The following is a 22042-nucleotide window of genomic DNA, read 5'->3' as shown; positions in this document are numbered from 1 at the left end:
GGTTATGCTGAGTCGGCCTTCGCGGCACCATCGGCGCGGAGGCGTTTTCATGGGCGGCGGTACCCGTGGCCCTCGGCCGGGGTCCGCCATCAGGCGGTCGGAGAGGAGCTTCGCGTGGCGGCCCGGTTGCCGGCGATCGAGACGTTTCCGGCACTGCGCGCGTGGCAGCGCAAGGCACTGGTGGAGTACCTGCGCCGGCGCGACCCCGACTTCACGGCGGTCGCCACCCCCGGCGCCGGAAAGACCACCTTCGCCCTGCGGATCGCCGCCGAGCTGCTCGCCGACGGCACCGTCGAGGCGGTCACCGTGGTGGCCCCGACAGAGCACCTGAAGACCCAGTGGGCGCAGTCGGCGGCCCGGGTCGGCATCCAGCTCGACGCCGCCTTCCGCAACGCCGACCTGCACTCCTCCGCCGACTTCCACGGCGCGGTGGTGACGTACGCGCAGGTGGGCATGGCGCCGCAGGTGCACAAGCGGCGCACCCTGACCCGGCGCACGCTGGTCATCCTCGACGAGATCCACCACGCGGGCGACAGCCGCTCGTGGGGTGACGGCGTGAAGGCCGCCTTCGAGGGCGCGGAGCGCCGGCTGATGCTCACCGGCACCCCGTTCCGCTCCGACGACAACCCCATCCCGTTCGTCACGTACGAGCGGGGCGGCGACGGCCTGCTCCGCTCCCGCGCCGACTCGGTCTACGGCTACTCCGACGCGCTGCGCGACGGCGTCGTCCGCCCGGTGCTGTTCCTGGCGTACTCGGGGGAGACCCGGTGGCGCACCAACGCCGGGGAGGAGTTGGCGGCGCGGCTCGGCGAGCCGATGACCCAGGATCTCGTCGCGCAGGCGTGGCGAACCGCCCTGGACCCGGCCGGCGACTGGATGCCGCAGGTGCTGCGGGCCGCCGACGCCCGACTGACCGTGCTGCGCAACGCGGGGATGCCCGACGCCGGCGGGCTGGTCATCGCCAGCGACCAGCAGGCCGCCCGCTCGTACGCGAAGCTGATCGAGCAGGTGACCGGCGAGCGGGCGGCGGTGGTGCTCTCCGACGACGTGGGCGCGTCCGCGCGGATCGCGACGTTCGCGGCGTCCGAGCAGCGATGGCTGGTGGCGGTCCGGATGGTCTCCGAGGGCGTCGACATCCCCCGGCTGGCGGTCGGCGTCTACGCGACCAGCGCCAGCACCCCGCTCTACTTCGCGCAGGCGATCGGCCGGTTCGTCCGCGCCCGCCGCCCGGGCGAGACCGCCTCGGTCTTCCTGCCCAGCGTGCCGCACCTGCTCGGCCTGGCCAGCGAGATGGAGGCCGAGCGGGACCATGTGCTCGGCAAACCGAAGGACCGCGAGGGTTTCGACGACGACCTGCTGGAGCGCGCCCAGCGCGACGACCAGGCCAGCGGCGAGCTGGAGAAGCGCTTCGCCGCGCTCTCGGCGACGGCCGAGCTGGACCAGGTGATCTTCGACGGCGCGTCGTTCGGCACCGCCGCGCAGGCCGGCACCCCCGAGGAGGAGGAATACCTCGGCCTGCCCGGGCTGCTCACCGCCGACCAGGTGGCCCTGCTGCTGACCAAGCGCCAGCAGGAGCAGCTCGCGGCCCAGCGGCGACGGGCCGCCAGGCCCGCTGAGACGGCCGCAGAGGCGCCCACGGCGCCGCCGGCACCGATGAGTGCCGCCCAGCGTCGGGTCGCCCTGCGGCGGCAGCTGAACGCCCTCGTGGCCGCGCGGCACCATCGCACCGGGCAACCGCACGGCAAGATCCACGCCGAGTTGCGTCGCCTCTGCGGCGGCCCGCCGAGCGCCCAGGCCACGATCGAACAGCTCGAGGAGCGCATCGCCACCGTCCAGACCCTCTGACGGCTGCGTGACGCTGTCCGGCACGAGGGCCCGTCCGTGCCGCCGCGCCCGCACGGCCTGACGCGATCCGGTATGGCCCGTCCGTGGCGCGCCCGCGCGGCGTGACGCGGTCCGGGTATGGCCCGTCCGCGCCGTGCCCCGCGGCGTGATGCGTTCCGCGCCGGTCCGTACAGGCCGTCCGTCGGGCCGCTGCCGTGACCGGGTACGCAAAAGCCGGCCGGAGGCTCCCCGTGGGGGGCCTCCGGCCGGCTATGTCGTGGGTTTGCGGATTCAGTTCGCCATCAGATCGGCGCCACGCCAGCTGAACTCCGGGTCCGTCGCGTACCGCACGGTGATCTTCACGAGATCCTCCGCGTACTTGTTCGCGTGGTGCCCACAGAACACCAGCTCGCTCCCACCCGCCAGAGTGATCCGGAGCTTGCCGGCAGCATTGCAGCGGTCGCACCGTTCATCGGCGGCTGGGGGAGCCACCGTCTCGGGCGGCGGCGTGAGGGTCGGGGTCATCGCCTTCCTCCTCTGGTCGTCACCGATGAACAATCTCTTCGGTCGTTGCTCACCTATCGTGCAACACCCTGTCCCGGCGCTGCCTTCCCTGTGTGCCCGCGGGGGACCGAGGTCACACATGGCAGGGACAGTGTGCAGTGCATCAAGGGTGCCACGTCAACGATCACAATCGTGCAACCGAACGATCACCATCCGACGTTGCACGCCAGGTGGTCAAAACGACACGTTCGGTTGACGGTTCGCGGTCAGTCCAGGTAATCCCGGAGCACCTGCGAACGCGACGGATGACGCAGCTTGGACATCGTCTTGGACTCGATCTGCCGGATGCGCTCCCGGGTCACCCCGTAGACCTGGCCGATCTCGTCCAGCGTGCGCGGCTGGCCGTCGGTCAGGCCGAAGCGCAGGCGCACCACACCCGCCTCACGCTCGGACAACGTCTGCAGCACCTGCTGAAGCTGATCCTGCAGCAGCGAGAACGACACCGCGTCGACCGCGACCACGGCCTCCGAGTCCTCGATGAAGTCGCCGAGCTGGCTGTCGCCCTCGTCGCCGATCGTCTGGTCGAGCGAGATGGGCTCCCGGGCGTACTGCTGGATCTCCAGCACCTTCTCCGGTGTGATGTCCATCTCCTTGGCCAGCTCCTCCGGGGTGGGCTCGCGGCCCAGATCCTGGAGCAGCTCGCGTTGGATGCGGCCGAGCTTGTTGATCACCTCGACCATGTGCACCGGGATGCGGATGGTGCGGGCCTGGTCGGCCATCGCCCGGGTGATCGCCTGCCGGATCCACCAGGTGGCGTAGGTGGAGAACTTGTAGCCCTTGGTGTAGTCGAACTTCTCGACCGCGCGGATCAGGCCGAGGTTGCCCTCCTGGATCAGGTCGAGGAAGGCCATGCCGCGGCCGGTGTAGCGCTTGGCCAGCGAGACGACCAGCCGGAGGTTGGCCTCCAGCAGGTGGTTCTTGGCACGCTCGCCGTCGCGGGAGATCCAGAGCAGGTCCCGCTGCATGTCGCGGGTCAGCTTCTCCTCGCCCTCGTCCGCGGCGCGCAGCCGCTCGGCGGCGTAGAGCCCGGCCTCGATCCGCTTGGCGAGCTCCACCTCCTGCTCGGCGTTGAGCAGCGGGACCTTGCCGATCTGCTTGAGGTAGGCCCGGACCGAGTCGGCCGAGGCGGTCAGCTCGGCGTCGCGGCGCGCCTGCTTGAGCGCCTCGGACTCCTCGTCGTCCCACTCGAAGTCGTTGTCGCTGGCCGAGTTGGCGGCGTCGGTCTCGGCGGCCTGGGTCAGCTCCGCCGGCTCCTCGACGACCACGTCCTCGATCTCGGCGGCCAGCTCCTCCGGGTCGATGTCGCCCTCGGCGCCCTCGCCCTTGGCCTTGCCGGCGGCCTTGGCCGGCTTGGCGCCGGCGGCTGCGGCGACCGTGGCCTTGGTGGCCCGGGTCGACTTGGTCGCCTTGGCGGGGGCCGCGGCCTTGGCGGCCACCTCGGCGGTGGTGCCGGCCTTGCGGGCGGCGACCTTGCGCGGGGCGGGCGCGGGGGCCTCGTCGGCGGCGGGCGCCTGCTTCGGGGCGGGCGCGGCGGCCTTCTTGGTCGTCTTGGCGGTGGTGGCCCGGGACGCCGGAGTGGCCGAGCGGGCGGCGGCGACGCGCCGGCGAGTGCTCGCCGAGCCGTCCACCACCACGGTCACTCCCGCCTCGGAGAGCGCCCGCAGGATCTTCTTGGCCTGGGCCGGAGTCACCTCGGCGGACTCGACGGTGCGCGCGAGCTGGGCCGACGTGAGCTGTCCGCCGGCGCTCTGCGCGTGGGCGATCAGGGTGTCGGTGAGCGAGCGAACGTCGGCGCCGGTCTGGCGGGGTTCTGTCACGAATGACCTTCCGGAGGCGAAGAGCGAGCACGGCCGGGTGTGTCCGGCGCAGAGCGGGGCACCGTGCCGGGCGATGGTTGAGGGACCCCCGTGTCCCGGGCCGGCCGGTCGTTGGCGGTCCGTCGCAGCGTGGGCAGGGGTGAATTGTAACGCCGTCTGCGGCGATCGACCGTCGCCGCACGGCCGACGGCGGCGGGGACCGCCGATTCGACGTAGATGTGGACTTTGTAAGGATGGTACCCGCGCGTGACCCGGAACACCCCGGCCGTGCGGGAAGGGGACGAACGATGGACCGCTCGGGGCCTGCGGAGCTGCTGGAGATCGCGATCGAGGTGGCCCGGGACGCGGCGGCGACGGCGTACCGGATGCGGGTCGAGGGCGTGTCGGTGGCCGCGACCAAGAGCACCGTCACCGACGTGGTGACCGCCGCCGACCGGGCGGTCGAGCGGCAGGTGGTCGACGCCCTGCGCCGGCTGCGCCCGGGCGACGCCGTGCTCGGTGAGGAGTACGGCGTGGGGGAGGCCGGCCCGGTCGGCCCGAGCGGGGTGCGCTGGATCGTCGACCCGATCGACGGCACGGTCAACTACCTGTACGGGATCCCGCACTGCGCGGTGTCGCTCGCCGCCGAGGTGGACGGCGAGGTGGTCGCGGGGGTCGTATGCAACGTCAACACCGGCGAGGAGTGGACCGCCACCGCGGGCGGCGGCGCGTGGCGCGACGGCCAGCGACTGCGCTGCTCCACCGAGACCGACCTCGGCCAGGCGCTGGTCGCCACGGGGTTCGGCTACGAACCGGCGCGCCGGGCGCACCAGGCCCGGGTGGTGGCCGAGCTGATCCCGCACGTCCGCGACATCCGCCGGCTGGGAGCCGCCGCGCTGGACCTCTGCCTGGCGGCGGAAGGGCGGGTGGACGTCTACTACGAGAAGGGGCTGGCCGCCTGGGACCAGGCCGCCGGGGCCCTGGTGGCCACCGAGGCCGGCCTGCTGGTGGCCGGGCTGGGCGGGCTGCCGGCCGGCCCGGACCTGGTGATCGCCGCCCCACCGGCGCTGTTCAAGCCCCTGCACGACCGGCTCGCCGACCTGGACGCGTCGGGCGGCCCCTGACCGGGCGTTCCGGTCCGCGTCGCGGACGGCCCGGCAGGCCGGCGCGCGGACGGTCGGGAACCGGTCCCCGGCAGGCCAACGCGCGGACGGTCGGGAACCGGTCCCTGGCAGGCCAGCGCGCGGACGGTCGGGAACCGGTCCCTGGCAGGCCGACGCGCGTACGGCCCGGGGAAACCGCCCCCGGAAGGCCGGCCCGTGGGTGGGCGGCGTGCGGCCGGACGGGTGCGCGGGGGTGTCGTGCGGCCGGAGGCCGCGCCGCCTCCGGTCAGTCCTCGCGCTTGGGGCAGGAGCCGGGGTGCGCCTGCGGCGGGCCGAGGTCGGCCAGGGACTGGTTGACCTCGGTGGTGGTGGCCAGCTGCTGGAAGCCGCTGCCGAGCACCACGTCGACCACGTCGTCGGTGCGCTTGGCGTCGTACTCGTACCCGGCCTCGTCGAGGAAGTAGGCCCGCAGCAGGTGGGCCGAGCCGACGCCCTTCGGGCCGTAGCGCAGCACGGCGATGTCGTCGATCTTCTTCTTCTCGTCGGCGGTCTTCTTCACCTGGAACTTCCGGTTGCGGAAGTCGTCCGCGACGGTCTTCGCGAGACCGGCCTGCTCCGTGCCGTTCAGCACGTTGATCTTGACGTCCTTGGATTCGCGCAGGGTCACGTCGGCGATCGGCCAGCCCTCGGGGCAGCCCCCGGCGAGACCGGCCTCGCTCTGGGTGTCGCGTACCAGCGCGACCACCACGAAGACCAGGGCCAGCACCGCCAGCAGGCCGACGACAACGAGTGCTCGCACTCGCGCAAAGCTCATCAGGGCGCTCCCCGGACAGTGGTGGGTGGCGGCGGCCGCCGGCGGTCGGGCCGCCCCGCCAGCCGCCGAGTACGCCGCTGAGGTTAACGGTTGTCCGACCGTCGCGTGGAAACAGTCCGACATGCCGGCGCGCCATCCAGGAACCGGGTACTACTACCCCTATCTTCGTGTCGCCTGAGTCACATTGGGAACAACTTCGCGTGCGGGGGCGTACATCTCAGCCACGAGGGCGGTATACATGCCTCGCCCAAAGGGGGGGTATGGTTCCGCGCTCGCTGGGGGTTCCTCCGGGGGTCTCCGTCCGTGCTGTCTTCGGGTCGGGTGACCGACACAAGTGGTGGCCGGCCAGCGGAACCGAAACAGCGTCGTCCGGCGTTACAACCGGAAGCGACAACATCGATATGGGAGAGTGAAACCGATGGCCACCGACTACGACGCCCCGCGTCGCGACGAGGTCGACCTCGGCGAGGACAGCCTGGAAGAGCTCAAGGCTCGGCGCGTCGACTCACAGTCCGGCGCCGTGGACGTCGACGAGGCCGAGGTGGCCGAGAGCTTCGAGCTGCCCGGTGCCGACCTGGCCGACGAGGAGCTCACCGTCAAGGTGCTGCCGATGCAGCAGGACGAGTTCCGGTGCGCCCGGTGCTTCCTGGTGCACCACCGCAGCCAGCTGGCGGTCGAGCGCAACGGCGAACTCATCTGCCGCGAGTGCGTCTGACGCCACGCCCGCGTCAGCGGCGGCTCCCCGGCGGGGCCGCCGCTGCCCGAGTCGCCGTGCGGCACTGCGGGGGACCTGCTTGACTCGGGACGGATGACCGCCACGTCGGCGTCAGTCCATCCGGGAGGTCGGACCCATGAGTGAGCGGAGCGAGCCGCGGGGCGCGGACACCCGCGCCGAGGACGTGCCCGACCGCGTCCCGCGCCCGGCCGACAACCCCGTGCCCGGACCGGGCACGGGCGAGGAGCCTGTGCCCGGATCGGGTACGGGCCAGAACCCCGTGTCCCGGCCGGGCAGCGCTGGCGGCACCGCGTCTCAGCCGGACACCGCTGGCGGCGCCGTGCCGGGCGCGGGCGAGGAACTGGGCGCGGGCGAGGAACTGGGCGCCACGGTCGCCGCGCTGACCGCCGACGACATCGGCACGTCGCGCCGGCGGCAACTGCTCGGCCGGCTCGCCGGCCAGGCGCGGGCGCGCGGGCTGGGCGACCTGTTCAAGCCGGGGAGGGCCGTCCGCTGGATGGTCGACACGGTCGCCGAGATCGCCCCGCACGTGCCCGTACGCGACCTGGCCACCCTGCGCCGCCACTTCGACGGGCTGGAGGGCGAGGCGCTGGCCGAGCGGCTGGTCCGCAACGCCGCGCGGACGACGGCGGGGATCGGGGCCGCGGGCGGGGGCGTCGCCGCGGTCGAGTGGACCGTCGCCCCGACCCTGCTCTCCGCGCCGGTCCTGCTGGCCGCCGAGACGATCGCCGTGGTCGCCGTCGAGCTCAAGCTCATCGGCGAGCTGCACGAGGTCTACGGGGTGCCGGTGCCGACCGGCGGCACCCAGCGGGCGGTCGCGCTGGTGCAGTCCTGGGCCGGCCAGCGCGGGATCAACCCGATGATGCCGGGCGTCGGGGTGGGCGCCGTGCTCGGCACCGCCGCCCGCAAGGAACTGCGGGACATGCTGCTCAAGCGCTTCGGCCGCAACCTCACCACGCTCGGCCCCTTCCTCACCGGGGCGGCGGTGGCGAGCTACCTCAACCGCCGGGCCACCCGGACCATGGCCGACCAGCTCCGCGGCGACCTGCGCCGCCAGGCGGCCGCCCTGCCCGGCGGCCCACCGGCCCTGCCCAGCAGCACCGTCTGAGCCCGACCGGAGCGGTGGAACGGGTGCGGGTGACTCAGGGGCGGGCGGCGTCGCGGGCGGCCAGGACCGCCTCGGCCAGCTCGACGGGGTGGCGGGTGCTGACCACCCAGAACGGGGTGGCGTCGGCCGGGTCGTCGAGAACCACCTGGACGGCGCCCGGGACCCACGGCCGCTGCACCACGAACGCCAGCGGGTCGGCCCCGACGCCGAGCACCTCACGCCGGCCGGCGGCGTCCAGCGGGACGACGTCGGCGACGAAACGGACCGGCAGGCGGGCGTCGTCGACCCGCAGCTCGCCGTCGCGTACCGCGATCCGGATCCGGCCCAGCCAGGCCAGGCCGGCGAGGGCCGCCGGCAGCAGCACCGCGAACGGCAGCCAGGCCCGCACGCCGGGCGCGCCCATCCACAGCTCCACGGCCAGCAGCGCGGCCGCGGCGAGCCCGCCCAGCCACAGCCACCAGGGCAGGCTGAGCCGCTCGGTGTACTCCGGGGGCGCCGCGGCGGGCGGGGCCGGGGACGGCGAGGACGGCGACATGCTCACTCCTGCCAGGGTACGGCGCACGGCGGCCGGCGGAACCGGCAGGATGTCAGGGTCACCCCACGAACCGGACGGAAGAGGGGAACCGTGACCGACGTCGTACCAGTGCCCGTACGGCAGCTCGACCCGGAGCTGCCGCTGCCGGCGTACGCCCATCCCGGCGACGCCGGGGCCGACCTGGTGGCCGCCGCGGACGTCGAGCTGCCACCCGGTGGCCGGGCCCTGGTCCCGACCGGCGTCGCGATCGCGTTGCCCGAGGGCTACGTGGGTCTGGTCCATCCCCGTTCGGGGCTTGCGGCCCGACTCGGCGTGACGGTGCTCAACGCGCCCGGTACGGTCGACGCCGGCTACCGGGGTGAGATCCTGGTCAACCTGATCAATCATGATCGGGAGGCGCCGGCGAAGATCTCCCGTGGCGATCGGATCGCCCAGCTCGTTGTCCAGCGGGTGGCGCGGGCGGAGTTCCAGCCGGTGGCCGAGCTGCCCGCGTCCCGGCGCGGGACCGGCGGGCACGGCTCCACCGGCGGACACGCCGGCCTGGTGGCGTCCCCGGCGGACGTGCCGACGCCGGGCGTGCCCGCCGGTCGGCGGGACGAGCCGCACCGGGTGGGCGGACGGACGGAAGAAGAGGTGGCAGGGTGAGTGCGAACAGCGGAGGGTTGGCGCAGTGATCTTCTCCCGTAAGCGGGACGATGCCCGACGGCACGCTCGTGACGAGCGGACGACCGAGGTCCTCGACTCTCCCGAGTCGGCCGCGGCGGCCCCGTCGCGCGGCCCGTACGACGTCTCGGAGGCACCCTCCGATGTGCCGCGGCTCGACCTGGGCAGCCTGCAGATCCCGGCGGTGCGCGAGGTCGAGGTGCGGGTGCAGGCCGACCAGGGGGGCGTGATCCAGCAGGTCGTGCTCGTGCATGGCGAGAACGCGCTCCAGCTCGGCGTCTTCGCCGCGCCGCGCTCCGAGGGCATCTGGGACGAGGTGCGCGAGGAGATTCGCCAGTCGCTGTTCAACGACGGCGCGGCGGCCCAGGAGGTCGAGGGCGAGTACGGCACGGAGCTGCACGCCCGGGTGCGCACCCCGGACGGCATCACCGACCTGCGCTTCGTCGGCATCGACGGGCCGCGTTGGATGGTCCGCGGCGTCTACCAGGGCGCGGCGGCCACGAACCCGGCCGCCGCCGGGCCGCTCGCCGAGTGCCTCGACGGCCTGGTGGTCGACCGGGGGCAGGAGGCGAAGCCGGTGCGCGAGCCGCTGCCGCTGCGCCTGCCCCGCGACGTCGCCGACCAGGCCGTCGCCGGCGCGTCGGCCGAGGGCGGCAACCCCGCTCCCGAGCCCCGCGAGGCCTGACCGGGGGTCACCGTGGGAGCCGGGACCGGCCCCGTCGGCGTACGCTGGCGGGACGGTCCCGGCGTCGCCGGGCGCCTGGCCCGAGCCGGCACCAGCCGGCCAGCGTGGAGAGGGTGACGCGGAGGTCATGTCGACCGACGAGGACCGGGGCTCGTTGCGCCGGATGCTGCGCCGGCTCACCGCGAGCGAGGCGGAGATCGAGGCGCAGGAGCTGCTCCGGGAGAGCGCCGAGCACGGCGGCGTGCCGGCCGGGCAGTGCATGCGCGGCCAGGTGGTCTCGGTCTCCGGGCGGCTGCGCACGGTGGTCTACACCCCGCGCACCAACCTGCCCACGCTGGAGGCGGACCTCTACGACGGCAGCGACGTGGTCACCCTGGTCTGGCTGGGCCGGCGGCACATCGCCGGCATCGAGCCGGGCCGGCACCTGACCGCCCGCGGGCGGGTGGCCGTGCGCGACGACCGCAAGGTCATCTACAACCCGTACTACGAGTTGGAACCGCCGAAGTGACCAGGTGGGCGTGGCGGACGGAAGGCGTGCGATGACGACGGGACAGCACCGGGCGGCCCAGCCGGAGAGCGGTCCGGAGGACGAGGAGCAGCTGCCCACCCTCGCCGAGCAGATGGCCGACCAGCTCGGCGGCTGGCGCGGCCTCGTCGAGTCCAGCATCCCGGTCGTTGTCTTCGTGGTGGCCAACATCGTCGGCGACCTGCGGCCCGCCGTGATCGCCGCGGTTGCGGTGGCGCTGGTGATCGCCGGGCTCCGGCTGGCCCAGCGGCGGCCGGTGCGGCACGCGGTCAACGGGCTCGTCGGCATCGCCGTCGGCGCCGCGATCGCCTGGCGCACCGGCGACGAGCGCGACTTCTACCTCCCCGGCATCCTCTACGGCATCGGCTACGGCGTGGCCCTGCTGGTCTCGGCGGCGATCCGGCAGCCCCTGGTGGGGTGGATCTGGTCGGTGCTGGTGGCCAAGGGGCGCTCCGAGTGGCGCGACGATCCGCGCCTGGTGCGCACCTTCACCGGGCTGACCGTGCTCTGGGGCGTGGTCTGGCTGGCCAAGGTGGGCGTCCAGGCGGCGCTCTACCTCGCCCACCAGGACACGGCGCTCGGCGTGGCGAGGCTGGTGCTGGGCTACCCCCCGTACGTGCTGCTGCTGCTGATCACGGTCTGGACGGTGCGGCGGGTGACGCGGGAAACGCAGCCCGAGGCGCTGCCCAACGGCTGACCGCCGCGCTCACCGCGCAGCCGCCGCCTCGGGCTGCCCGGGGCGCGGCCGGACCATCGCCGTCAGCGCCGCCGGGGGGCGCCGCCGACCGTCGTCCTCAGCGCTGCCCGCGGGTGCGCTCCACGCTGTCCGGCCCGAGCACCACCGCGCGGACGGCGTCCTCGACCTCGGCCGTGCAGACGAAGATCAGCTCGTCGCCGGCCTCCAGCGGGTCGTCCGGGCTGGGCACCAGCACCCGCTTGCCGCGCAGGATCGCCACCAGCGCGGAGTCGCGCGGCAGCGGCACCGCGTGCAGCGGCTGCCCGACGTACGGGGCGGTCGGCGGAAGGGTGATCTCGACGAGGTTCGCCTCGCCCTGCCGGAAGGTCATCAGCCGGACCAGGTCGCCCACGGTGACCGCCTCCTCGACCAGGGCGGCCATCACCCGCGGCTTGCTCACCGCGACGTCGACGCCCCACTGCTCGGTGAAGAGCCACTCGTTCTCGGCCCGGTTGACGCGGGCCACCACCCGGGGCACCGCGAACTCGGTCTTGGCCAGCAGCGAGACCACCAGGTTGACCTTGTCGTCGCCGGTGGCCGCGACCACCACGTCGCAGCCGGCGACGTTGGCCTCCTCCAGGCTGGTCAGCTCGCACGCGTCGGCCAGCACCCACTCCGCGGCCGGTACCCGGTCGGGTCGGAGCATCTTGGGCTGACGCTCGATCAGCATCACCTGGTGGCCGTTGTCGATCAGCTCCTGGGCGATCGAGCGGCCCACGTTGCCGGCGCCGGCGATGGCGATGCGCATGCTCAGAGCCCTCCTTCCGGCGGCGCCGCCGCCACCGACGTGACCGTCCCCGCGATGTCGTCGGTGACCAGCATGAAGATCTGGTCACCCTCCTGCACGACGCTGGACAGCGTCGGCAGCGTCCCGATGCCGAAGCGGATCAGGTACGCCACCCGGGCACCCGTCGCCTCCTCCAGGGCGCGCACCGACCGGCCGACCCAGTCCTTGTGCACGGGCACCTCGATGATCGACACCGTGCTCGTCGGGTCGCGGAAGATCTCCACGTTGCCCTCCGGCACCAGGTGCCGCAGCATCCGGTCGGCGGTCCACCGGACGGTCGCCACGGTCGGGATGCCGAGCCGCTCGTAGACCTGGGCCCGGCGCTGGTCGTAGATGCGGGCCGCGACGCGGGACACGCCGAACGTCTCGCGGGCCAGCCGGGCCGAGATGATGTTGGAGTTGTCGCCGCTGGAGACCGCGGCGAAGGCGTCCGCCCGCTCGATGCCGGCCTGCCGGAGCACCTCGCCGTCGAAACCGGCGCCCGTGACGGTGATGCCGGCGAACTCGGGGCCGAGCCGGCGGAAGGCGTCGGAGTCGTGGTCGATGACCGCGACCGAGTGACCCCGGGACTCCAGGCTGTGGGCGAGGGTCGAGCCGACCCGGCCACAACCCATGATCACGACATGCACCGCGTCCCTCCTCAAGGTGCGCAACCGCCCGACCGGTGAGCGTGCCGTCTGCGAGCCTGCCACGTCGCCGGCGAGGGCGGGGTCCGACGGTACTCCGCCGACGCGCCGCCCCGCGCTCGGCCACCCCGCGACGCCCGCCCGGGTGGTCGTACTCTTGGCGGTTGTGGCCAGACCCACCTCGCTGCTGAAGCGGCTGCTCCTCGGTCGACCGTTCCGGTCCGACCGGCTCAAGCACACACTGTTGCCCAAGCGCATCGCGTTGCCCGTCTTCGCCTCCGACGCGCTCTCCAGCGTCGCGTACGCGCCGGACGAGATCCTGCTGACCCTGTCCATCGCGGGCGCCTCGGCGTACCTCTTCTCGCCGTGGATCGCGCTGGCGGTCGTGGTGGTGATGCTCACCGTCGTGGCGAGCTACCGCCAGAACGTGCACGCCTACCCCTCCGGCGGCGGCGACTACGAGGTCGCCACGGTCAACCTGGGCCCCCGCGCGGGCGTGGGGGTGGCCAGCGCCCTGCTCGTCGACTACGTGCTGACGGTCGCGGTCTCGGTCTCCTCCGGCGTGGCCAACCTGGGCTCGGTGGTGCCGTTCGTGGCCACCCACAAGGTGCTGATCGCGGTCTGTGCCGTGGTGCTGCTCACCGCGGTGAACCTGCGCGGCCTGCGGGAGTCCGGCACCGCCTTCGCGATCCCCACCTACGGCTTCATCATCGTGATCGTCGGGATGCTGCTCACCGGCCTGGTCCGGGTCTTCGTGCTCGGCGACGACCTGCGCGCGCCCAGCGCCGACCTGGAGATCCAGGCCGAGCACAGCGTGACCGGCTTCGCCCTGGTCTTCCTGCTGCTGCGGACGTTCTCCTCGGGCTGCGCGGCGCTGACCGGCGTGGAGGCGATCTCCAACGGGGTGCCGGCGTTCAAGGCGCCGAAGAGCCGCAACGCCGCCACCACGCTGCTGCTGCTCGGCACCATCTCGGTGGCCATGCTGGTCGGCATCATCTGGCTGTCCCGGCTCACCGGCCTCCAGTTCGTCGAGGACCCGGAGCTGCAGATCATCTCCGGCCCCGAGGGGTACGTGCAGAAGACCGTCACCACCCAGCTCGGCGAGACGGTCTTCGGCTCCGGCTCCGTGCTGCTCTACGTGGTCGCCGGGGTCACCGCGCTGATCCTCTTCCTGGCCGCGAACACCGCGTTCAACGGCTTCCCGGTGCTCGGCTCGATCCTCGCCCAGGACCGCTACCTGCCCCGGCAACTGCACACCCGGGGCGACCGGCTGGCCTTCTCCAACGGCATCCTCTTCCTGGCCGTCGCCGCGATCGTGCTGATCGTCGGCTTCCAGGCCGAGGTGACCCGGCTCATCCAGCTCTACATCGTCGGCGTCTTCGTCTCGTTCACGCTCTCCCAGGCGGGCATGATCCGGCACTGGAACCGGCACCTGAAGACCGCGCGGGACCCGCAGGCGCGCCGGCGGATGCTCCGCTCCCGGGCGATCAACACCTTCGGCATGGCGATGACCGGCACGGTGCTGGTGATCGTGCTGGTCACCAAGTTCCTGCTCGGGGCGTGGATCGCCATCGCCGCGATGGCCATGATCTACGTGCTGATGCTGGCCATCCGCCGGCACTACGACCGGGTCGCGGAGGAGCTGACCCCGCCGGACGAGGGCCGCGCCGTGCTGCCCGCCCGCAACCACGCCGTGGTGCTGGTCAGCAAGCTGCACAAGCCGACGCTGCGGGCCATCGCGTACGCCCGGGCGACCCGTCCGGACACGCTGACCGCGGTGACCGTCAACGTTGACGACAAGGACACCCGGGAGTTGCAGGCCGAATGGGAACGGCGGGACCTGCCGGTCCCGCTGACCGTGGTCGACTCCCCGTACCGGGAGATCACCCGCCCGATCCTCGACTTCGTGGCCGGCGTCCGCCGGGAGTCGCCCCGCGACGTGGTCACGGTCTTCATCCCCGAGTACGTGGTCGGGCGCTGGTGGGAGAACCTGCTGCACAACCAGAGCGCGCTGCGGCTCAAGGGCCGGCTGCTGTTCGAGCCGGGCGTGATGGTGACCAGCGTGCCGTGGCAGCTCGCCTCGACGGCCACGAAGGACCTGGACCGGCTGGACGCGACGCTGAGCCGGGGACCGGCCCGCGGCCCCCGGGTCGCCCCGCGCGGCACGCTGCCGCCGAGCGTCCCGCCCGTCGTGTCCGCGCCGCCCGGCGAGGGCGACCCGAGTGATAGAGGTGAGCGGTGACCGGGGCGCGGGACGGCCGGGGGCTGGAGGAGGCGGAGCGGGCGGTGACCGGGGCGCGGGACGGCCGGGGGCTGGAGGAGGCGGAGCGGGTCGAGTTGACCGTCGGGGCGGTCGCCCCGGGCGGGCACTGCGTCGCCCGGGTGGACGGCCAGGTGGTCTTCGTCCGGCACGCGTTGCCCGGCGAACGGGTGGTCGCCGAGGTCACGGAGGTGCACAAGGGCTTCGTCCGGGCCGACGCGGTGACCGTGCTCGAGGCCGCCCCGGACCGCGTCGAGCAGCCCTGCCCGTACGCGAAACCGGGTCGCTGCGGCGGCTGCGACCTGCAGCACGTCGCACCCGCCGCCCAGCTCGACTGGAAGGCCGCGGTGGTCCGCGAGCAGCTCGTCCGCCTGGGCGGGCTGACCGACGCGGAGGTGGACGCCCTGGGCGTCCGGGTCGAGGCGCTGCCCGGCGGGCAGCTCGGCTGGCGCTCCCGCGTCCGGTACGCCGTCGACGGGGCCGGCCGGGCCGGACTGCTCAAGCACCGCTCGCACGAGGTGGTGCCGATCGAACGCTGCCTGATCGCCCACCCGGCGATCCAGGAACTGCCCGTGCTTACCCCGAGCGGCGCGCGCTGGCCGGACGCGGACGCGGTGGAGGCGGTCGCCTCCACCGGCGGGGACGTGGCGGTGACCGCCGTCGCCGACGGGGTGTCGCGCCCGGTGAGCGGCCCGGAGCGGGTCCGCGAGGTCGCCGCCGGCCGGGAGTGGGTCCTGCCCGCGTCGTCGTTCTGGCAGGTCCACCCGGCCGCCGCCGACACCCTCGTCGACGCCGTGCTGGAGCTGACCGACCCGCGCCCGGGGGAGCGCGCCTGGGACCTCTACGGCGGGGCGGGGCTCTTCGCCGCCGCGCTGGCCGGCCGGGTCGGCGACGCCGGCCGGGTCACCCTCGTGGAGTCGGCCGAGCAGGGCGTCGCCGCGGCGCGGGAGAACCTGCGCGACCTGCCCCGGGTCGAGATCGTGCCGGCCCGGGTGGAGGCCGCGCTCGCCCGCCGCCGGATCACCGGCCCGGTCGACGTGGTGGTGCTGGACCCGCCGCGCTCCGGCGCGGGCGCCCGGGTGGTGCGGGACGTGGTGGCCGCCGGCCCGCGCGCGGTCGCGTACGTGGCCTGCGATCCGGCCGCCTTCGCCCGCGACGTGCGCACCTTCGCCGGGTCGGGCTGGCGGCTGGCCGCGCTGCGCGGCTTCGACCTGTTCCCGATGACCCAGCACGTCGAGCTGGTGGGTCTGCTCCTGCCGCCCGGCTGAGCCGCCCGCTAGCCTGACGCGATGAAGATCGTCGGGTTGATGTCGGGGACCTCGTACGACGGGGTGGACGTGGCCGCCGCCGAGTTCACCGTCGAGGGCGACACGCTGTGGCTGCGCCCGCTCGGGCACCGGGGCCTCGACTACGACGACGGGCTGCGGGCCGAGATCGGCGCGCTGCTGCCGCCCGGGAGCACCACGGTCGAGGCGGTCTGCCGGCTGGACAACCGGCTCGGCGAGGTCTTCGCCGAGGCGGCGGCGGTCGGCGTCGAGTTGGCCGGCGGCGCGGCCGACGTGGTGGTCTCGCCCGGGCAGACCGTCTTCCACTGGGTCGCCGACGGGCGGGCGCACGGCACCCTGCAACTGGGCGCGGTCGCGCGGGTGGCCGCCCGGGTCGGCGTACCCGTGCTGAGCGACCTGCGCTCGGCGGACGTCGCCGCCGGCGGGCAGGGCGCGCCCCTGGTGCCGGCGTTCGACGCGCTGCTGCTCGACCCGGCCGCCGGCGAGGCCCCGCGCGCCGCGCTCAACCTGGGCGGCATCGCCAACCTCACGGTGGTCGCGCCGGGCGCGCCGGTGCTCGGGTACGACGTCGGGCCCGCCAACGCGCTGCTCGACGCGGCGGCCCGCCGCCTGCTGGGGCGGCCCTGCGACCTCGACGGCGCCCGGGCCGCCGCCGGCCGGGTGCACCCCGGCCTGCTGGAGGCGCTGCTCGCCGAGCCGTACTACGCGGCGCCGCCGCCGAAGTCGACCGGCAAGGAGCTGTTCCACGCCGCTTACCTGGACGCCCGGCTGGCCGCCCTCGGCGAGGCGGTGCCGGCCGACGACGTGCTCGCCACCCTGACCGAGCTGACCGCCCGGGTGGTGGCCGCCGAGTGCGACCGGCACGGCGTGGCGGAGGTGGTCGCGGCCGGCGGCGGGGTGCGCAACCCGACGCTGACCGCCCGGCTGGCCGCGCTCGGGGCCGGCCGGTGGCGGCTGCGCACCACCGACGAGCTGGGCGTGCCGGCGCAGGCCAAGGAGGCGTACGCGTTCGCGCTGCTGGGCTGGCTCTCCTGGCACGGGCTGCCCGGCGCGCTGCCCTCGGTGACGGGCGCCGCCCGGGCCGCCGTGCTGGGCTCCTGGACCCCGTCCGGGCCGGCGTTCCGGGGCACCCCGGCCGCCGCAGCGCCCCGCCGGCTGCGGATCCGCGCCTGACGGGAGCGAACACCAGGGGTCTGACCGGGCGCTCAGCGCCCCGGCCGGGGCGGGGATCGTCCCGGCCAGGCTGCGGACTGTGCGACGGCCGATAGACTCTTCCGTCATGAGTGTTGAAGAGGACACGGTCCACCACGCCGGGCTGCTGGCCACCGTCCGGGGTCCGCAGGACGTCAAGCGGATGTCCGCCGAGGAACTGGACATCCTCGCCGCCGAGATCCGTGACTTCCTGATCGCCAAGGTCTCCCGCACCGGCGGCCACGTCGGCCCCAACCTGGGCGTGGTCGAGCTGACGCTGGCCATGCACCGCGTCTTCGACTCGCCGCGCGACCGGCTCCTGTTCGACACCGGCCACCAGGCGTACGTGCACAAGATCCTCACCGGCCGGCAGGCCGGCTTCGACCGGCTGCGCCAGCGCGGCGGGCTCTCCGGCTACCCGAGCCAGGCCGAGAGCGAGCACGACCTGATCGAGAACTCGCACGCCTCCACCGCCCTGTCCTACGCCGACGGCCTGGCCAAGGCGTACGCGCTGCGGGGCGAGCAGCGCAGCGTCGTGGCGGTGGTCGGCGACGGCGCGCTCACCGGCGGCATGTGCTGGGAGGCGCTGAACAACATCGCCACCGCCGGCAACCCGCTGGTGATCGTGGTCAACGACAACGGCCGGTCGTACGCGCCGACCATCGGCGGTCTCGCCGACCACCTCTCCTCGCTGCGGCTCAACCCCGGCTACGAGAAGGTGCTCGACACCGTCAAGGACGCCCTCGGCTCCACCCCGCTGGTCGGCAAGCCGATGTACGAGGTGCTGCACGCGGTCAAGAAGGGCATCAAGGACGCCGTCGCCCCGCAGGCCATGTTCGAGGACCTCGGCATCAAGTACGTCGGCCCGGTCGACGGGCACGACGTGACCGCGGTCGAGTCGGCGCTGCGCGCGGCGAAGCACTTCGGCGGCCCGGTGATCGTGCACGCCGTCACCCGCAAGGGCTACGGCTACCGACCGGCCGAGGAGGACGAGGCCGACTGCCTGCACGGTCCGGGCAGCGCCTTCGACATCGAGACCGGCAAGCTGGTCGCCGCCCCGTCCGTGAAGTGGACGCACGTCTTCGCCGACGAGCTGGTCGCGATCGCCGACGAGCGGCCCGACGTGGTGGGCATCACCGCCGCGATGGCCGAACCGACCGGCATCGCCAAGCTGGCCCGCAAGCACCCGAACCGGGTCTACGACGTGGGCATCGCCGAGCAGCACGCGGCCACCTCGGCCGCCGGCCTGGCGCTCGGCGGGCTGCACCCCGTGGTGGCGGTCTACGCGACCTTCCTCAACCGCGCCTTCGACCAGGTCCTGCTGGACGTGGCGATGCACCGGCTGCCCGTGACCTTCGTGCTGGACCGGGCCGGCATCACCGGCCCCGACGGGCCGAGCCACTACGGCATGTGGGACATGTCCGTCTTCGGGGTCGTGCCGGGCCTGCGGATCGCCGCGCCGCGCGACGCCGCCACCCTGCGCGAGGAACTGCGCGAGGCGGTCGCGGTCGACGACGGACCGACCATCGTCCGGTTCCCCACCGGCGCCGTCGCCGCCGACCTGCCGGCCGTGCGCCGGGTCGGCACGGTCGACGTGCTGGCCGAGGCGGCGCGTACGGACGTGCTGCTGGTCGCGGTCGGCTCCTTCGGGCAGCTGGGCATGGAGGTGGCCGCCCGGGTCGCCGAGCAGGGCTACGGCGTCACCGTGGTCGACCCGCGCTGGGTCCGCCCGGTGCCGGCAGAGCTGGTCGAGCTGGCCGCCGGGCACCGCCTCGTGGTCACCGTCGAGGACGGCGTCCGCGTCGGCGGCGTCGGCGACGCCCTCGCCCAGGCGATGCGCGACGCCGACGTCCGGGTGCCGCTGAAGGACCTGGGCGTACCGGCCGACTGGCACCCGCACGGCACCCGCGCCCAGATCCTCGCCGACCTCGGCCTGACCGCGCAGGACGTGGCCCGCGACGTCACCGGTTGGATCTCCCGGCTGGACGTCGAGCCGGTCGAGCCGGTGATCACCGCCGACGACGCGACCGCGCAGAACTGACGCACCCTGACGACGGTGGGCGGCCCCGGTGGGGTCGCCCGCCGTCGGCGTCTCCGCCCTCCCGCCTCACAGTGGTGGTCGGGGCCGCCCCGTCGTCGGCGGCGGGGCGTGCCGGTGGTAGTGGCGCCCAGGCGTGCCGGCGGCGGTGGCGGGGCGGGCCGGTGGCAGTGGCGGGGCGGGCCGGTGGTAGTGGCGCCCAGGCGTGCCGGCGGCGGTGGCGGGGCGGGCCGGTGGCAGTGGCGCCCAGGCGTGCCGGCGGTAGTGGCGCCCAGGCGTGCCGCGACGAGTCGCCGCTCGTCACACGTCAGGGCGTGGGCGCCAGCGTAGCGACCCCCGTCGCCCGGGCCGCCCGGCGCCGGTAGCGGCCGGGTGGAATGCCGACCAGCTCGGTGAAGCGGGCGCGGAAGGCGCCCGGCGACGAGTAGCCGACCGCGAGGCAGACCTCGGCGACGCTGAGGTCGCCGCGACGCAGCAGCCCCGTGGCGCGTTCCACACGGCGCGCCATCAGGTACCCGTACGGCGATGTGCCGTAGGCGAGCCGGAACTGGCGGCTGAGGTGACCGGCCGGCATGTCCGCGTCGCGGGCGAGGGCCTCGACGTCGAGCGGCTGCGTGTACTCCCGGTCGATGCGGTCACGGACGCGGCGCAGCCGGGCGAGGTCGCGCAGGCGCTGCGCCGCGAGGCGTGCGCGCCCCCACGATGGGTGGCACATGGGGCACTCCTTCCGTCGGGTGCGGCGGGGGCGTGACTGGCCGGCGCGGGCACCCGGGATTCACCTGGCGGTCGCGTGGCGGCGCGCGTGGCGGGAGGGGTGTCCGGCGCGGGCGTCGCGGCCGCGTCGGGGCCCGGACGGCTCAGCGAAGCTGCTGGATGCGGACCAGGTTGCCCGCGGGGTCGCGGAAGGCGCAGTCGCGGATGCCGTACGGCTGCTCGGTCGGCTCCTGGACGACCTCGGCGTCGCCGGCCTGCAGCCTCTCGAAGGTGGCGTCTAGGTCCCGGGTGGCCAGCAGGATCCAGCCGTAGGTGCCCTTGGCCATCATCTCGGCGATGGTGCGGCGCTCGTCCTCGGTGATCCCGGGGTCGGCGGCTGGCGGCGCCAGGAGGATGGACGTGCCGGGCTGGTCGACGGGGCCGACAGTGATCCAGCGCATCCTGCCCTGCCCGATGTCGTTGCGGACCTCGAAGCCGAGGACGTCGCGGTAGAAGGCCACGGACGCGTCCGGATCGACGTGCGGGAGGAGGCACGTGTGGATGGTGATGTCCATGCCGGCCACGCTAGCCACGCCCGGCCGCCCCCGGCTTCTCGATTCCTGACCGCCTGCCGCCCCGCCCCGCCCTCGTCTCCCGCGCCCGCCGCCCCGCGCGTCGATCTTGCACTTTCGGCCCCCGTCATGCCCCCGATGCCCGTTACGCCGGGGCAGAAACTGCAAGATCGCCGAGGCGGAGGGGGAGAGGGAGGGTGGGGTCAGCGGGGGGAGAGGGAGCGGTAGTGGGTCTTGTCTGGGGCGGCCAGGCTGAACGTCTCCGAGCGGGTCGGCATCGGCACCACGACCAGGCCCGGGCGGTCCACCAGGCGCGGGGTGTCCGGTGGCGTCGACAGCGAACTGTCCCGGGTGGCCCGCCAGCTCAGCACCGCCAACTGCTGGCCCGGCACCGGCAGGGCGTACGCCTGCAGCGGGTTGGACCGGTCGGCGGCGGAGACCAGCGGCGCGCCGCCGTCGGACGGGCGGTAGACCACGGCGGTCATCGTCCCGTCGGCGGTCTCCCAGCTGAGCTGCTCCAACTCCGCCGGCTCGCCGCCGCCGAGGGCGACCTCACCCAGCGTGCGGACGGCCAGCTTCGTCATCGGCCAGGACGACGGCACCGAACGCGGCGCGTCCCGGTCGCCGATGCGGCGGGGGATGCTGCCGAACGGGCCCTCCTCGCCGGCGAGCGCGCAGGTGTCGAGCCCCTTGAGGGCCCGCTTGCCGGAGCCGCTCTCGTCCCGGACGAGGGGATAGCGCGGGTCGGTGGTGCCGGTGCCCAGGTCGAGCAGGCGGTCGGCGGCCCGGCCCCGGGGCAGCGACTCGGTCGCCTTCAGCGTGGCGGTCACCCCGACGGCCCGGCAGGCCGGCACGTCCACCGGCTCGGTGAGGCCGTCGACGTTGCGCAGCGCGCGGCCGTCCGGCCCGAGCAGCCGCTCCACCCGGCTCGACGTCAGGTAGCGGCGGCCGGTGGCGGTGTGCACGGGCAGCACGTCGGAGTAGACCAGGTAGCCGGGGTCGGTGTACTCGGCGGCGCGGGTGACCGCGTACCGGCCGCCCTCGGCGGTGATCTGGAGCAGCCAGGAGGCGCTCTCGCCGGGCACGTCCGCCGCCACCAGGACCAGCGGCGCGCCGTCCACCTCGCCCGACCAGAGGATCCCGGACGTGGGCAGGTGCACCCGGTCGTCGGCCGGCGACCGCCAGTCGCGCACCACGCCGGTCACCGCCGCGGTCACGGCGGCGTCGCCCGCGAGCGTGCCGCGCGCCGGCCAGACCGTCAGGTCGCCGTCCCGGCTGTCGTACCCGACCCGCAGGTCGCCGGGCTGGCGGTCGGCGACCGGGCCGCACGCCGCCACGGCGAGCAGCAGGGTCAGCAGTGCGGTGGCCGTGCTGCCGCGCCGGCGGACTGGAGCCACCTGTACGCCCCCTCGATCGCCTCAGCCGTGGTCTACGGAAAGCGCCATAGTACGAGATGTCCGATCACCCGGACGCGGCACCTCTTCGGCGCGTCCCACGCG

General features: G+C 74.3%; 21 protein-coding genes. 12 read left to right on the top strand and 9 right to left on the bottom strand.

Annotation, left to right across the window (positions count from 1 at the left end; translation table 11 throughout):
* Window positions 1-114: 114 nt before the first annotated feature.
* Window positions 115-1845: a DEAD/DEAH box helicase gene (locus tag GA0070606_RS08160; protein WP_091096465.1), complete on the top strand. Its 1731-nt coding sequence runs from the start codon at window positions 115-117 to the stop codon at window positions 1843-1845.
* A 270-nt stretch (window positions 1846-2115) separates the two neighbouring features.
* Here GA0070606_RS08160 and GA0070606_RS08155 read toward each other — a convergent pair whose 3' ends face one another.
* Entirely contained in the window at window positions 2116-2349 is a 234-nt protein-coding gene (locus GA0070606_RS08155) for a DUF7455 domain-containing protein (protein ID WP_036374862.1), read from the bottom strand.
* Window positions 2350-2594: 245 nt separating this feature from the next.
* On the bottom strand, window positions 2595-4205 hold the full coding sequence (locus GA0070606_RS08150; RefSeq protein ID WP_091096463.1) for an RNA polymerase sigma factor: 1611 nt from the start codon (window positions 4203-4205) through the stop codon (window positions 2595-2597).
* Window positions 4206-4492: 287 nt separating this feature from the next.
* Here GA0070606_RS08150 and GA0070606_RS08145 point away from each other — a divergent pair, with 287 nt between their 5' ends.
* On the top strand, window positions 4493-5308 hold the full coding sequence (locus GA0070606_RS08145) for an inositol monophosphatase family protein (protein ID WP_091096461.1): 816 nt from the start codon (window positions 4493-4495) through the stop codon (window positions 5306-5308).
* 265 nt (window positions 5309-5573) lie between these two features.
* On the opposite strand, the gene GA0070606_RS08140 is transcribed toward GA0070606_RS08145, so the two are convergent.
* On the bottom strand, window positions 5574-6086 hold the full coding sequence (locus GA0070606_RS08140; RefSeq protein ID WP_176737524.1) for a LytR C-terminal domain-containing protein: 513 nt from the start codon (window positions 6084-6086) through the stop codon (window positions 5574-5576).
* A 433-nt stretch (window positions 6087-6519) separates the two neighbouring features.
* On the opposite strand from GA0070606_RS08140, the gene GA0070606_RS08135 reads away from it, so the two are divergent.
* Entirely contained in the window at window positions 6520-6816 is a 297-nt protein-coding gene (locus tag GA0070606_RS08135) for a DUF4193 domain-containing protein (protein ID WP_007075406.1), read from the top strand.
* A gap of 136 nt (window positions 6817-6952) precedes the next feature.
* Entirely contained in the window at window positions 6953-7945 is a 993-nt protein-coding gene (locus tag GA0070606_RS08130; RefSeq protein WP_245724612.1) for a hypothetical protein, read from the top strand.
* Window positions 7946-7979: 34 nt separating this feature from the next.
* Here GA0070606_RS08130 and GA0070606_RS08125 read toward each other — a convergent pair whose 3' ends face one another.
* Entirely contained in the window at window positions 7980-8480 is a 501-nt protein-coding gene (locus GA0070606_RS08125) for a DUF3093 domain-containing protein (protein ID WP_091096457.1), read from the bottom strand.
* Between the two features lie 90 nt (window positions 8481-8570).
* Here GA0070606_RS08125 and dut point away from each other — a divergent pair, with 90 nt between their 5' ends.
* The 4 genes from dut (at window position 8571) to GA0070606_RS08105 (ending at window position 11051) form a co-directional block, all read left to right on the top strand.
* Window positions 8571-9125: a dUTP diphosphatase gene (gene dut, locus GA0070606_RS08120; RefSeq protein WP_245724611.1), complete on the top strand. Its 555-nt coding sequence runs from the start codon at window positions 8571-8573 to the stop codon at window positions 9123-9125.
* 25 nt (window positions 9126-9150) lie between these two features.
* Window positions 9151-9828, top strand: coding sequence for a DUF3710 domain-containing protein (locus GA0070606_RS08115; protein WP_091096455.1), 678 nt, complete (start codon window positions 9151-9153; stop codon window positions 9826-9828).
* Window positions 9829-9955: 127 nt separating this feature from the next.
* A complete protein-coding gene (locus GA0070606_RS08110) occupies window positions 9956-10336 on the top strand; it encodes an OB-fold nucleic acid binding domain-containing protein (RefSeq protein ID WP_091096453.1) in 381 nt (126 codons plus the stop codon).
* 31 nt (window positions 10337-10367) lie between these two features.
* Window positions 10368-11051 (top strand): DUF3159 domain-containing protein, encoded by a 684-nt coding sequence (locus tag GA0070606_RS08105; RefSeq protein ID WP_091096451.1) that lies wholly within the window; start codon window positions 10368-10370, stop codon window positions 11049-11051.
* A gap of 97 nt (window positions 11052-11148) precedes the next feature.
* On the opposite strand, the gene GA0070606_RS08100 is transcribed toward GA0070606_RS08105, so the two are convergent.
* Window positions 11149-11838 (bottom strand): potassium channel family protein, encoded by a 690-nt coding sequence (locus GA0070606_RS08100; protein ID WP_091096449.1) that lies wholly within the window; start codon window positions 11836-11838, stop codon window positions 11149-11151.
* Window positions 11839-11840: 2 nt separating this feature from the next.
* The gene (locus GA0070606_RS08095; protein WP_091096447.1) at window positions 11841-12506 is read right to left on the bottom strand and encodes a potassium channel family protein; all 666 of its coding nucleotides are present in this window, start codon (window positions 12504-12506) and stop codon (window positions 11841-11843) included.
* A 163-nt stretch (window positions 12507-12669) separates the two neighbouring features.
* On the opposite strand from GA0070606_RS08095, the gene GA0070606_RS08090 reads away from it, so the two are divergent.
* The 4 genes from GA0070606_RS08090 (at window position 12670) to dxs (ending at window position 19281) form a co-directional block, all read left to right on the top strand.
* Entirely contained in the window at window positions 12670-14745 is a 2076-nt protein-coding gene (locus GA0070606_RS08090) for an APC family permease (protein ID WP_091096446.1), read from the top strand.
* Window positions 14746-14789: 44 nt separating this feature from the next.
* Window positions 14790-16031 (top strand): class I SAM-dependent RNA methyltransferase, encoded by a 1242-nt coding sequence (locus GA0070606_RS08085; RefSeq protein WP_091107451.1) that lies wholly within the window; start codon window positions 14790-14792, stop codon window positions 16029-16031.
* A gap of 21 nt (window positions 16032-16052) precedes the next feature.
* Window positions 16053-17222: an anhydro-N-acetylmuramic acid kinase gene (locus GA0070606_RS08080; RefSeq protein WP_091096444.1), complete on the top strand. Its 1170-nt coding sequence runs from the start codon at window positions 16053-16055 to the stop codon at window positions 17220-17222.
* A gap of 106 nt (window positions 17223-17328) precedes the next feature.
* The gene (gene dxs, locus GA0070606_RS08075; protein WP_091096442.1) at window positions 17329-19281 is read left to right on the top strand and encodes a 1-deoxy-D-xylulose-5-phosphate synthase; all 1953 of its coding nucleotides are present in this window, start codon (window positions 17329-17331) and stop codon (window positions 19279-19281) included.
* A 304-nt stretch (window positions 19282-19585) separates the two neighbouring features.
* On the opposite strand, the gene GA0070606_RS08070 is transcribed toward dxs, so the two are convergent.
* From GA0070606_RS08070 to GA0070606_RS08060, 3 genes are all read right to left on the bottom strand, one after another.
* Window positions 19586-19993, bottom strand: a complete 408-nt coding sequence (locus tag GA0070606_RS08070) for a helix-turn-helix transcriptional regulator (protein ID WP_091096440.1) — start codon at window positions 19991-19993, stop codon at window positions 19586-19588.
* 142 nt (window positions 19994-20135) lie between these two features.
* The gene (locus GA0070606_RS08065) at window positions 20136-20546 is read right to left on the bottom strand and encodes a VOC family protein (protein ID WP_091107449.1); all 411 of its coding nucleotides are present in this window, start codon (window positions 20544-20546) and stop codon (window positions 20136-20138) included.
* 200 nt (window positions 20547-20746) lie between these two features.
* Window positions 20747-21940: a hypothetical protein gene (locus GA0070606_RS08060; RefSeq protein WP_091096438.1), complete on the bottom strand. Its 1194-nt coding sequence runs from the start codon at window positions 21938-21940 to the stop codon at window positions 20747-20749.
* Window positions 21941-22042: the final 102 nt, after the last annotated feature.

It is taken from the genome of Micromonospora citrea, from assembly GCF_900090315.1.
GTDB classification, from domain to species: domain Bacteria; phylum Actinomycetota; class Actinomycetes; order Mycobacteriales; family Micromonosporaceae; genus Micromonospora; species Micromonospora citrea.
Note: the sequence above shows the minus strand (reverse complement) of the source record. Positions and strands in the feature narration are given on the sequence as shown.

Bases quoted from the DNA above. Each gene is read 5' to 3' on its own strand.
- GA0070606_RS08155 (WP_036374862.1), bottom strand. From the start codon at position 2,349: ATGACCCCGACCCTCACGCCGCCGCCCGAGACGGTGGCTCCCCCAGCC.
- GA0070606_RS08145 (WP_091096461.1), top strand. From the start codon at position 4,493: ATGGACCGCTCGGGGCCTGCGGAGCTGCTGGAGATCGCGATCGAGGTG.
- GA0070606_RS08135 (WP_007075406.1), top strand. From the start codon at position 6,520: ATGGCCACCGACTACGACGCCCCGCGTCGCGACGAGGTCGACCTCGGC.
- GA0070606_RS08130 (WP_245724612.1), top strand. From the start codon at position 6,953: ATGAGTGAGCGGAGCGAGCCGCGGGGCGCGGACACCCGCGCCGAGGAC.
- GA0070606_RS08125 (WP_091096457.1), bottom strand. From the start codon at position 8,480: ATGTCGCCGTCCTCGCCGTCCCCGGCCCCGCCCGCCGCGGCGCCCCCG.
- GA0070606_RS08110 (WP_091096453.1), top strand. From the start codon at position 9,956: ATGTCGACCGACGAGGACCGGGGCTCGTTGCGCCGGATGCTGCGCCGG.
- GA0070606_RS08105 (WP_091096451.1), top strand. From the start codon at position 10,368: ATGACGACGGGACAGCACCGGGCGGCCCAGCCGGAGAGCGGTCCGGAG.
- GA0070606_RS08100 (WP_091096449.1), bottom strand. From the start codon at position 11,838: ATGCGCATCGCCATCGCCGGCGCCGGCAACGTGGGCCGCTCGATCGCC.
- GA0070606_RS08080 (WP_091096444.1), top strand. From the start codon at position 16,053: ATGAAGATCGTCGGGTTGATGTCGGGGACCTCGTACGACGGGGTGGAC.
- dxs (WP_091096442.1), top strand. From the start codon at position 17,329: ATGAGTGTTGAAGAGGACACGGTCCACCACGCCGGGCTGCTGGCCACC.
- GA0070606_RS08070 (WP_091096440.1), bottom strand. From the start codon at position 19,993: ATGTGCCACCCATCGTGGGGGCGCGCACGCCTCGCGGCGCAGCGCCTG.
- GA0070606_RS08065 (WP_091107449.1), bottom strand. From the start codon at position 20,546: ATGGACATCACCATCCACACGTGCCTCCTCCCGCACGTCGATCCGGAC.